8 protein-coding genes are annotated in these 10777 nt (G+C 69.1%); 7 read left to right on the top strand and 1 reads right to left on the bottom strand.

Annotated elements, in window-relative coordinates:
- The first annotated feature begins 223 nt into the window (after positions 1-223).
- From ABYX71_RS01530 to ABYX71_RS01505, 6 genes are all read left to right on the top strand, one after another.
- Positions 224-1399, top strand: a complete 1176-nt coding sequence (locus ABYX71_RS01530) for a thiolase family protein (protein WP_372694222.1) — start codon at positions 224-226, stop codon at positions 1397-1399.
- Between the two features lie 10 nt (positions 1400-1409).
- A complete protein-coding gene (locus ABYX71_RS01525) occupies positions 1410-1829 on the top strand; it encodes a Zn-ribbon domain-containing OB-fold protein (RefSeq protein ID WP_372694220.1) in 420 nt (139 codons plus the stop codon).
- Positions 1830-1877: 48 nt separating this feature from the next.
- On the top strand, positions 1878-3449 hold the full coding sequence (locus tag ABYX71_RS01520) for a class I adenylate-forming enzyme family protein (protein ID WP_372694218.1): 1572 nt from the start codon (positions 1878-1880) through the stop codon (positions 3447-3449).
- Positions 3450-3516: 67 nt separating this feature from the next.
- Positions 3517-4716 (top strand): aromatic ring-hydroxylating dioxygenase subunit alpha, encoded by a 1200-nt coding sequence (locus tag ABYX71_RS01515; protein WP_372694216.1) that lies wholly within the window; start codon positions 3517-3519, stop codon positions 4714-4716.
- Positions 4713-5042, top strand: a complete 330-nt coding sequence (locus ABYX71_RS01510; RefSeq protein WP_372694214.1) for a hypothetical protein — start codon at positions 4713-4715, stop codon at positions 5040-5042. Before ABYX71_RS01515 ends, ABYX71_RS01510 begins: the two co-directional genes overlap by 4 nt.
- 60 nt (positions 5043-5102) lie before the next feature.
- The gene (locus ABYX71_RS01505) at positions 5103-5720 is read left to right on the top strand and encodes a cysteine hydrolase family protein (protein ID WP_372694212.1); all 618 of its coding nucleotides are present in this window, start codon (positions 5103-5105) and stop codon (positions 5718-5720) included.
- A gap of 72 nt (positions 5721-5792) precedes the next feature.
- Here the strand turns inward: ABYX71_RS01505 and hrpA are convergent, their stop codons facing one another.
- Positions 5793-9680: an ATP-dependent RNA helicase HrpA gene (gene hrpA, locus ABYX71_RS01500; RefSeq protein ID WP_372694210.1), complete on the bottom strand. Its 3888-nt coding sequence runs from the start codon at positions 9678-9680 to the stop codon at positions 5793-5795.
- A 98-nt stretch (positions 9681-9778) separates the two neighbouring features.
- On the opposite strand from hrpA, the gene ABYX71_RS01495 reads away from it, so the two are divergent.
- Positions 9779-10777, top strand: coding sequence for an SEL1-like repeat protein (locus ABYX71_RS01495; RefSeq protein WP_372694208.1), 999 nt, complete (start codon positions 9779-9781; stop codon positions 10775-10777).

The raw sequence follows: 10777 nt of genomic DNA, 5'->3' as shown, positions 1-10777 counted from the left end.
GGTCGACGGGCAACTGCGCATGGCCTACAAGAAAGTGGTGCTGGTGAACGGCGACGAGGCCATACCGACGCTGTCGTGTCTGATTTGAACCACCGACGGCGCCCGGCGCCGTCGGTGATGTGCTTCAGCCGCCCGGCCTGTGCCGGGCGGCTGTGTCTTTGAATGACCGCTACCGGCCAGGGACGGCTAACGTTCAACCCCGCCGACCGGGAGGAGAATCAGCATGGCCAGCAAAAAACCGCTGGCGGCGATCCGTGGCTTTGCCATGTCGGATCTGAGCCGTCAGTACATCGGCCCGACGTGGCAGCTTGCCGTCACGGCCATCCACCGCGCCATTGCCGACGCCGGCCTGAAGAAGGCCGACATCGACGGCCTGCTCATCAACAAGAGCCCTGTCGCCTCGTTGATGGATCTGCCGATGGACCTGATCGACTACGCGGGCCTGAAGGATCTGACGCTGTGCTCGGTGGTCGAGGCCGAGGGCTCGTCCGGGGTGCAGATGGTGCAGCAGGCAGCCCTGGCAGTGCAGGCCGGTATGGCCAAGGCGGTGGTGTGCGTGTTTGCAGATGCGCCCATCGTGCCGGGTGTCAGCACCCAGCAGGCCTTTGGCATGCCGCTGCCGCTGATGGGCAAGCTGGGGTCGGAGGCGCCAACCGGACTGTTCGGTCCGGTGGCCGCCTATGCCCTGGCGGCGCGGCGCTACATGCACAACAACAACCTGAACGAGGATCACCTGGGGGCGGTGGCGGTTGCCTGTCGCCAGTGGGCGCTCAAGAGTCCACTGGCCATGATGAAGAAGCCGCTGACTCTGGAGGACCACCACGCCTCGCCGTACGTGGTGGAGCCGTTCCACCTGTTCGACTGCTCGTTTCCCGTCAACGGCGCGGTGGCGGTGGTGGTCACCAGCGCCGAGCGTGCCGCCGACGGCCCACAGCCGGCCGTGTACATCCACGGCATGGGCCAGGGGCACCGCGGTGTCACCAACCGCCGCGGCTTCGAGAACGAGATCGAGATCGGCGCCAAGCTGGCCGGGCAGGGCGCCTACGCCATGGCCGGTGTCGGCCCGAAGGACATCGACTGCGCCCAGGTCTACGACGCCTTCACCTACTGCATCCTGCTGCAACTGGAGCAGTACGGCTTCGTCGAGCCGGGTGGTGCGGGCGAGTTCGTGCTGGCCGGACAGACCGCGCCGGGCGGCAGTTTTCCGGTCAACACCGGCGGTGGTCAGCTGTCCGGCTACTACCTGCAGGGCGGCACACCCCTGTCGGAGGGCGTGATGCAGGCGCGCGGCACGGCCGGTGAACGGCAGGTCAAGCACGACCTGGTGCTCACCGCCGCGTACGGTGGGCGAATGATGTACCACGCCTGCATGATCACCAGTCCGCACGCCAGCCTGTAAGGAGGTCGCCATGTACGACATCACGCGCATCAAGGGCTGGCCGATGCCGGTCCTGAACGAGCTGAACCAGCCGCATTTCGATGCCATGGGCGAGGGCAAGGTACTGGTGCAGCATTGCCCGGACTGCGATACCTGGCTGGCCCCGGGGGCCTTTGTGTGCGAGAACTGCGGCTCGACGGCCATCACCTGGCGTCAGGCGTCCGGTCGCGGCGAGATCTACAGCTACGTGGTGATGCACCGCAGTTTTGATCCCGCGTTCGAGGGACTGGTACCGTACAACGTGTGCCTGATCGAACTCGAGGAAGGGCCGCGCCTGCTGGCCAACGTGGTCGGTATCGCCAACGATCGGCTGGCTGTCGGCCAGCCCGTGCGTGCCGTCTTCGAAACGGCGGGCGAGGGCCTGCCCCTGTTGAAATTCGCGCCGGCCTGATGTTCTTGGGCCGGTTCCCCCACACGATCGTACGAGGAGGCGGCAGCCATGCTGCCACGTGATTACATCGCCCGCTGCGCGGCGCATTACCCGGACAGGATCGCCTACCACGACGGTGATCGCCATCTGACCTGGCGGCAGATCGACGACCGCTCGGACCGCCTGGCTGCCGCCCTGCAGGGCTTGGGTTTCCAGGCGGGTGACGTGGCGGCCATCCTCAGCCACGAGCACCTGGAGGTCTACGAGCACCTGTTTGCCTGCTACAAGAGCGGCCTGGTGCGCTGTGGCATCAACTGGCGCTACGCGCCGCGCGAGATGCTGCACGTCATTCGCGACAGCAATGCACGGGTCATCCTGGTGCAGGCCAACTGCGTGCCGCTGCTCGAGCCAATCCTGGACGATCTGCGTGCCGATGGCCGGCTGCTGATCGGCTACGGCGGCGAGCACGGCCTCGATCACGATTACGAGTCGCTTCTGAGCGCCGCGCGGGAGCGTCCGCAGTGGCCGTCGCTGGCCGAGGACGCCCTGATCGCCCTCAGCTACACCTCCGGCACCACCGGCCTGCCCAAGGGGGTGATGCTGGGGCAGGGCGCCATGCGCGACTCGATGCTCTACACGGTGTTGAGCATTGGCCTGCGCTACGAGGACGTGTGGTTCCCGCCGACCGCATCCGGCTGGATCACCTTCGTGCTGGGCTCGTTCAATCTGGTCAACGGCATGACCGTGGTGCTGCCGAACGGCGACTTCGACACGGCGCGTTTTCTGGAGTTCGTCGGCCGGTACCGCGTCACCGCCACCATCATCGTGCCGCTGATGATGCAGCGCCTGCTCGACGAGTACGACCGCGGCGATTACGACCTGTCCTCGCTGCGCCTGGTCACCTACGGCTCGTCGCCGGCGCGCCCGGCGCTGATCCGCCGCACCATGGAGACCTTCGGCTGCGAAATGATGCAGCTGTATGGGATCACCGAGTGCACCGGCGGCTGGGTCACCTTCCTGCATCACGACGACCACGTGCGCGGTCTGCGCGACCGTCCGGAACTGCTGACGTCGTGCGGGCGTGGCGGCGTGCACATGGAACTGTCCATTCGCGACGAGCAGGGGCAGCCGCTGCCGGCCGATGCGGTCGGTGAGGTGTGGATCCGCTCCAGCACCAACATGCTCGGCTACCTCAACCTGCCGGAGCAGACCGCGCAGGCGCTGGTGGACGGCTGGTTGCGCACGCATGACCTCGGCCGGCTGGACGCCGACGGCTTCCTGTACCTGACCGACCGCAAGAACTTCCTGATCATCTCCGGTGCTGCCAACGTCTATCCCAGTGTGGTCGAGACGGTGCTGGCCGAGCACCCGTCGGTGCGCGAGGTGGCGGTGGTCGGCGCGCCCCATCCGGAATGGGGCGAGGCGGTGGTGGCGACTGTCAGTCTCAAGGACGGCGCGCAGGCCACGGTGGACGAACTGCTCGACTTCTGTCGTCCGCGGCTGGCGAAGTACGAGGTGCCCAAGCACATCGAGATCGTTGCCGACCTGCCCAAGGGGCTGACCGGCAAGATCCTGAAGAAAAACATTCAGGGGTGGTACAAGGACGACCCGGCGCGCCTGCCGTGGAAGTCCGTGGACTGAGGGTAGCGAAAGTCTCGTACCATCGACCGGCCGGAAAACATAATCACTATCCGGAGGAGAAACGGATATGACCAAGCCGGATGCGTCGTTTCATACCCAGATCACCACGGCGGTGCCGGACATGGGGTCCGGCCCGCTGCCGGTCGAGCCCTATATTTCGCCCGAGTTCTTCGAGCAGGAGCGGGAAAAGGTGTTCCGCCGCGCCTGGCTCGAGGTGGCTCGCGAGGACGAGCTGCCGAACCCCGGCGACTACGTGGTGCGCGAGATCGAGGTGCTCAGGACGTCGGTCCTGCTGGTGCGTGGCAGGGACGGCCAGGTACGTGGCTTCCACAATGTCTGCACCCACCGCGGCATGGCCGTCAGCATCTGCGACACGGGCAATGCGCAGGGCTTCATCTGCAACTTTCACGGCTGGACCTTCGACCTCGACGGCCGTCTGAAGGGGGTGCCCGGCGAAACCTACTTCGCCGACTTCGACCGCGCCGACTACGGCCTGCGGCCGGTCGCCACCGACATCTGGAACGGTTTCATCTTCGTGCACTGGGAGCCGCAGCCGCAGGTCGGCCTGCGCGAATTCCTGGGCGGCATGGGCACCCAGCTGGATGACTATCCGTTCCAGCGTTTCAACCACATCGCCCGCTACAGCGCGCGCGTGAAGGCGAACTGGAAGACCTTCATCGACGCCTTCCATGAGGCCTACCACGTCATGATGGTGCACCGGCACACCGTGCCGGACGCCTGCGCCGGGCAGGACAACCCCTACGGCCTGCTCAGTTCGGCGCGCATCTACGGGCCGCATCACTCCGGCTCGGTGTGGGTGAACCCGGGCCACAAACCGACGCCGTCCGAGACGCTGGCCTGGAAGTACGGCATGAGTTTCGCACCCGGCGACATGGTCGACCTGCCGGGCCTGAATCCCGACAACAGCCCCAACTGGTGGTTCGACATCAACGTGTTGTTCCCGAATTTCTTCATCGATGTCGGGCCGGGCTGGTACTTCACCTACAACTTCTGGCCGGTGGCGGTGGACGAGTCGACCTGGGAGATGAACATCTACCAGCTCGACGCCGAGAGCGCCGGGCAGAAGTTCGCCCAGGAACACACCAAGGTGTTGCTGCGCGACATCCTGTACGAGGACCTCAGCACCCTGGAGTTCGCGCAGAAGGCGATGGCCTCGGGCGTGCTGAAGCACCTGCCGATCAGCGAGATGGAAATCGCCGTGCGTCACCAGCTGCACACGGTGCAGGAATGGGTGGGCCGGCCATGAGCACGCCCCCCTTTGCCCTGCCGTCGGGGTACGAGGACCTGGCGTGGCTGGCCGATTGGGCGCTGCCGGCAGAGCATCAGCGTCACGGCAAGCGCCTGTCCACGCCGCTGGCCGAGTTGCAGCGGGTGTATGACACGCTGCTGCCACGCATCGAGGGCATAATCGCCCACCTGGACCAATTCCCCGTCGACGACTTGCCCGCGCCCGAGGGCAACCTCATGCTTCTGGCGCTGGCCTTCGTGGAGGTGTCGCCGGCGGTGGAGCTGCTGCATTCGCCCACGGTGCCGGACGGCTTCGAGCCGAGCCGGTTCCGCGTGCACTTTTGAAGCGGCCTGGTCGACCGGTACCGATCCGTCTCACAGTCAATCAACCAAGGAGCTAAATAGATGGCCATCGAAATCGACGTGAAGAAGACCGCCCTGCTGTCGATGGATTTCCAGAACGACATCATCCATCCCGATGCGCCGCTGGCGCAGGCGGCCGGCTTCGCCAAGATGGTGCAGGACACCGACATCCTGCCGCGCAGCGCCAAGGTGCTGGACGCCGCCCGCAAGGCCGGCATGAAGGTGATCCACATCGTGGTCGAGTTCGACGAAAACTCGCCGACCATGCCCCACCGCGGCGCGTTCTTCCGCATGCTCGGCTCCGGTGGCCCGACCCTGCAGCCGGGTACCTGGGGTGCGCAGATCCACGAGGACGTGGCCCCGCAGCCGGGTGACGAAATCGTCAAGAAGGCCATGATCAGCGCCTTCTGCGGCTCCAACCTGAAGGAAGTGCTGGACAAGAACGGCATCACCGACATCGCCATGATCGGCGTTGCCACCACGTTCGTGGTCGAAGGCACCGTCTGGTCGGCGGTGGACATGGGCCTGAGCTGCGTCGTCATCGAGGACTGCGTGTGCGCCGGCAGCCAGGAGGCGCATGACGCCGCCATCCAGACCTCGCTGACCTATCTGTCGGACATCTGCAAGGCGGACGAATTCATCGCTGCCATCCAGAAGTAAGTCCCGGACCACGGGCTGATCGGGCCCCGTCGGTGCACAGGCACCGGCGGGGCCTTTTTCGTTTCCGGGGGGCTAGCCCGCCGCGCCGCGACGGGCGGGCAGGGCGCCGGTCAGCGCATCGAGCTGCTTGTGCAGGCGCGCCACGGACACCGGCTCGCGGGTGCCCAGTTCGGGCGCGAACAGCGCCACCCGCAATTCCTCCAGCAGCCAGCGCAGGTGAACCCAGTCGGCATGGTGCGGGTGCGTCGTCTGCACCGGACGGTGTTCCCAGTAACGTTCCCACAGCGGCCGCAATCCCAGCGCGCGTCTGCGGTCGGCAGCCGCATCGTGCCGTGCCGCGCCCAGGCGCCGTGTCGCGGCGCTCAGGTAGCGGGGCAGTTCACCCATCCAGTGCGGCGGCGTGTCGGCCACGAAGCCGGGGTGAATCAGCCGCTGCAGCTGGTCACGCAGGTCGCCGGCCACGTCCAGCAGCGTCAGGGTGGTTACCTGATCGAGTTGCCGGGTGAGCGCCTGCCAGGCGGTCAGGGTCTCGGTCACCGTGTGGGCCAGGCGCTCGCCGGCGGCGGGAAGGTCGGCCCCCAGCCGTGCCGCCAGTGTCTCGAAACCGCCCCGGTCGCGTGGCGCCTGGGCATCGTCCGGCCACAGCTGCCGGACAGTGGCCAGGTGCAGGTCGCGTTGCAGCGCCGTGGCCGTGCCGAGCCGGCGGTAGGCGGTCTCGGCGGCCCCGGGCACGCCCGGCAGCCGATCCGCCAGGCGCTGTGTCAGCAGCGCAAGCACGCCGCGGCGGTGGGCGGCGCTGGCCCGGCTGGGGTCGTCGAACAGTCGCACCGCGCAGCCGTCACCGGTGTCCACCAGCGCCGGCCAGCGCAGCCAGTCGACGCCAGCCGGACCGCAGACCGTGACCTGGTCGGGCAAGGTGGCGAAGTCGTCGGCGAGGACCTGGTCGCGCTCGATGGCATGCGTGTCGGCAGCTGGTCTGGCCGGCTCACGGCCGGCGACGCGCTCGCGCAGCTGCTGCCAGTCACGGCCGCTGGCCAGCGGGTTGCCGTGTTCGTCCACGATCTCGAACCGGAACGTGAGGTGCGGATCGAGCCGCTCGGCATGGAAGGCGTCGGCCGTGATGACTTCGCCGGTCAACTCCCCCAGGGCACCGGCCAGCGCGACAGGCAGGCGCCCTCGGCCGGGTGTGAGCCGGGCCAGCGCTGCCCGGGCGGCGTTCGGCGCCGGGCCGCAGGCGCGGCGCAGTGGTGCCGGCAGGGTGCGGATGAGGGCGGTGCATTTCTCGACCAGCCAGCCGGGAATCAGCCAGTCGAACACGGACTCGGACAGCACCTCCAGCGCCGTGTCCGGGATGCGCGCGGTGACGCCATCGTGCGGCTGGCCGGGCGCGAAGTGATAGTGCAGCGGCAGCAGCGCGCTGCCGGCCGCCAGACGGTCCGGGAAGTCGTGGCCGGTAATGTCGGTCGCCGACTCGCACAGCAGTTCGGCGCGGTCCAGTCGCAGCGCGCCGGCGGGCGCCCGGCGCAGCCACAGTGTGAAGCGGTGGCCGTCCCAGACGTCCTGCGGCAGGCGTGCGTCGTAGAGGGCGAACAGGTGGTCCTCGTCGACCAGCAGCGGCCGGCGGGCCTTGGCCTGCAGTGTTTCCAGGGTCTGCAGCAGGCGCCGGTTGGCGGCCAGGTCCGGGCAGTCGGCATCGAACAGGCCGTCGATGAGCGCCTCGCGAATGAAGATGGCGCGGGCATGGACGGGGTCGATCGGCGCATAGGGCACCGGCCGGCGGGCGATCAGCGTCAGCCCGTACAGGGTGACCCGCTCGAAGACCATCGGTCGGCGGCTGGCGGCATGCCAGTGCGGCTCGCTGTGGCTGCGGCGCAGCAGGTGGGCGGCCGCCGACTCCAGCCAGTGCGGTTCGATGCCGGCCACCGTGCGCGCATACAACTGGCCGGTTTCCACCAGCTGCGCGGCCATCAGCCAGCGCGGCGGCTTGCGCGCCAGTGGCGACCCCGGGAACACCCGCAGCTGTGTGCCGCGCGGGCCCTCCAGGGGGATGGGGCCACGGTGCCGGCCTCGCCGCCCATGCGGCGTGTCCGGGCGGCGGGCCACGTGTGTCAGCAGGCCGCTGAGCAACGCCCGGTGAATGGCGCCGTAGTCGGCTTCGGTCTGGGTGCGGCGCAGGCCCATGGCGTTGGCCTGTTCGGTCAGCTGGCCGATCACGTCACGCCACTCCCGCAGGCGCAGGTACGACAGGAAGTTGTCGCGACACCAGGCACGCAGCTTGGCGCGTGACAGGTGCTGGGCCTGCTCGGTGAAGGCCCGGTACAGGTTCAGCAGGGTGAGGAAGTCCGAGCGCGGGTCGGCGAACTGCCGGTGCAGCTGGTCGGCTTTCTGGCGTGCTTCCAGGGGGCGCTCGCGCGGGTCCTGAACCGCCAGCGCGGCGCAGATGATCAGCGCCTCGCGCAGGGCGCCGGTGCGGCTGGCCTCGATCAGCATCCGCCCGAGTGCCGGGTCGAGCGGAAAGCGCGCCAGTTGCCGGCCGATGTCGGTCAGGGCGCCGGTGGCGTCGAGCGCGCCCAGCTCGAACAGGTGCTGGCGGGCGGCGTTGATCTGCCGGCGCGGCGGCGGGTCCATGAACGGGAACGCCTGCGCGTCCCCCAGGCGCAGCGCGTGCATGCGCAGCAACACGCCGGCCAGCGAGGCACGCAGAATCTCCGGCGTGGTGTGGGCCGGGCGGCCGGCGAAGTCGTCCTCGCCATACAGGCGGATGCACACGCCGGGCCCGAGCCGCCCGCAGCGTCCGGCCCGCTGATCGGCCGAGGCCTGGGAAATCTTCTCCACGCCCAGGCGCTGCACGTGGCTGCGGGCGTTGTAACGGCTGATGCGTGCCAGGCCGCTGTCGATCACGTAACGGATGCCGGGCACGGTGAGCGAGGTTTCCGCCACGTTGGTGGCCAGCACCACCCGGCGCCGGCGGGCCGGCGCGAACACGCGCTCCTGCTCGGCGCGCGACAGGCGGGCATACAGCGGCAGCAGTTCGATGTCGGCGCTGTGGGCGCGCAGCGCGTCGGCCGCGTCGCGGATTTCCCGCTCGCCCGGCAGGAACACCAGCACGTCGCCTGGCCCGTGCGCCTGCAGCTCGCCCACCGCCGCCACGATACCTTCGCTCAGGCTGATGTCGGCCTGGTCTCGGTCGGCGGTGCTCAGCGGCCGGTAACGCTGCTCCACCGGGTAGCCGCGACCGGATACCTCGATGATCGGCGCGTCACCGAAGTGCCTGGCGAACCGCTGCGGGTCGATGGTGGCCGAGGTGATGATCAGGCGCAGATCCGGGCGGCGCGGCAGCAGGCGGTGCAGGTAGCCGAGCAGGAAGTCGATGTTCAGGCTGCGCTCGTGCGCCTCGTCGATGATCAGCGTGTCGTAGGCCAGCAGGTCCGGGTCGGACTGTGTGCCGGCCAGCAGCAGGCCGTCGGTCATGACCTGAATGGCCGCGGCGTCGGCCACGGTGTGGTCGAAGCGCACGCTGTAGCCGACAGCCGCGGGGGCAGCCAGCTCGGCGGCCAGGCGTGCCGCCACCGCCCGTGCCGCGATGCGCCGCGGCTGGGTGTGGCCGATGCGCCCGTGCAGGCCGCGGCCCAGTTGCAGGCACAGCTTGGCCAGCTGCGTGGTCTTGCCCGAGCCGGTTTCGCCGCACACCACCACCACCGGGTGACGGTGCAGCGCGTCGGCGATGTCGGTCAGATGGGCGCTGATCGGCAACTCGGCCGGAAACGCGATCTGCGGCGGACGGGCGGCGCGGCGCGCCGCCAGAACCGCCGCGGAATGTGCCAGACGCTGCTCGATGCGCTGGGCGAGTCGCTGGCCGGCCGGGCTGTCCGGCGGCTGTTGCTGCAGCGCAGACAGGTCGCGGCGCAGCGACGGGCGGTCACTGAGCAGGGTGTCGTCGAGTGCCGCGGGTGACGGCATGGCGGGGGCAGCGGGCAGGGCGGCAGCGCCGGTCATGGCGCGGAAGGGGGCGACGAACGCAGCGTACCATAGCGGCCCGTTTGCCTTCGTCACTGTCCATGAACGCGCTCAATCGTCTCGTTTGCTGCCTGTTGCTGACGGTGCTGTGCGCGGCCGGGCACGCCGCGCCGGCCGCCGATGACGTGGCGGTGCTGACCGCGGCCGCCGAGGGCGGTGATCCCGCCGCCCAGTACGCGCTTGGCGTGCACCACACCCAGGCGGCGGGTGGGCAGGTCGATGCCCAGGCGGCCGCCCGCTGGTTCGCCGCCGCGGCGCGGCAGGGCCACGCCCAGGCGGCCTACAACCTTGGCGTGTTGACCGTGCGCGGGCAGGGCGTGGCGCGCGACTACCCGGCGGCACGGCGTCTGTTCGAACAGGCGGCCGAGCAGGTGCCGTCGGCTGCCTACAACCTCGGTGTCCTGTACGACCAGGGCCTGGGTGTCGGTGTCGATGCGGCGCAGGCGGTGGTCTGGTACCGCCAGGCGGCCGACGCCGGTCATGCCGGCGCGCAGTACACGCTGGGGCAGATGTACTACGAGGGCATCGGCGTGCCGGCCGACGCCCCGCAGGCGCGGCGCTGGTTCGAGGCTGCCGCCGCCCAGGGCCACCGGGAGGCGCAGTACAACCTGGGCGCCATGACGTATCTGGCAGCGGCCACGGCGGCCGACCTGCAGGCCGCTGCCGACTGGTATCGCAAGGCGGCCGAGCAGGGTGATTCGCTGGCGGCGTTCAATCTCGGTCGCATGTACCACCACGGCGAGGGGGTGACGCGCGACGATGCCGTGGCCGTGCGCTGGTACCGGCGCGCGGCCGCCAGCGGCGATGCCTTCGCGCTGAACAACCTGGGCTTCATGGTCTACAACGGACTGGGCGTGAAGGCCGACGTGGCCAAGGCCTACGCACTGTTCACACTGGCCATGCAGCGCGGCAACAGCAACGCCGAGCAGGCACTGAAGCTGCTGCAGCCGCAGCTCGGGAACGAAGAGCGGATGCGCGGCGAGGGGTTGGCGAAGGCCTGGGACGCCACGCTCAGGGCCGGCGGGACGCCGGACTGGTAA

It is taken from the genome of Immundisolibacter sp. (genome assembly GCF_041625615.1).
GTDB lineage: Bacteria > Pseudomonadota > Gammaproteobacteria > Immundisolibacterales > Immundisolibacteraceae > Immundisolibacter.
The sequence above is the reverse complement of the archived record's forward strand: the minus strand, read 5'-3'. Positions and strand labels throughout refer to the sequence as shown.

Excerpts from the sequence above, each read along its gene's own strand:
- ABYX71_RS01530 (WP_372694222.1), top strand. The coding sequence starts at position 224 with ATGGCCAGCAAAAAACCGCTGGCGGCGATCCGTGGCTTTGCCATGTCG.
- ABYX71_RS01525 (WP_372694220.1), top strand. The coding sequence starts at position 1,410 with ATGTACGACATCACGCGCATCAAGGGCTGGCCGATGCCGGTCCTGAAC.
- ABYX71_RS01520 (WP_372694218.1), top strand. The coding sequence starts at position 1,878 with ATGCTGCCACGTGATTACATCGCCCGCTGCGCGGCGCATTACCCGGAC.
- ABYX71_RS01515 (WP_372694216.1), top strand. The coding sequence starts at position 3,517 with ATGACCAAGCCGGATGCGTCGTTTCATACCCAGATCACCACGGCGGTG.
- ABYX71_RS01510 (WP_372694214.1), top strand. The coding sequence starts at position 4,713 with ATGAGCACGCCCCCCTTTGCCCTGCCGTCGGGGTACGAGGACCTGGCG.
- ABYX71_RS01505 (WP_372694212.1), top strand. The coding sequence starts at position 5,103 with ATGGCCATCGAAATCGACGTGAAGAAGACCGCCCTGCTGTCGATGGAT.
- hrpA (WP_372694210.1), bottom strand. The coding sequence starts at position 9,680 with ATGCCGTCACCCGCGGCACTCGACGACACCCTGCTCAGTGACCGCCCG.
- ABYX71_RS01495 (WP_372694208.1), top strand. The coding sequence starts at position 9,779 with ATGAACGCGCTCAATCGTCTCGTTTGCTGCCTGTTGCTGACGGTGCTG.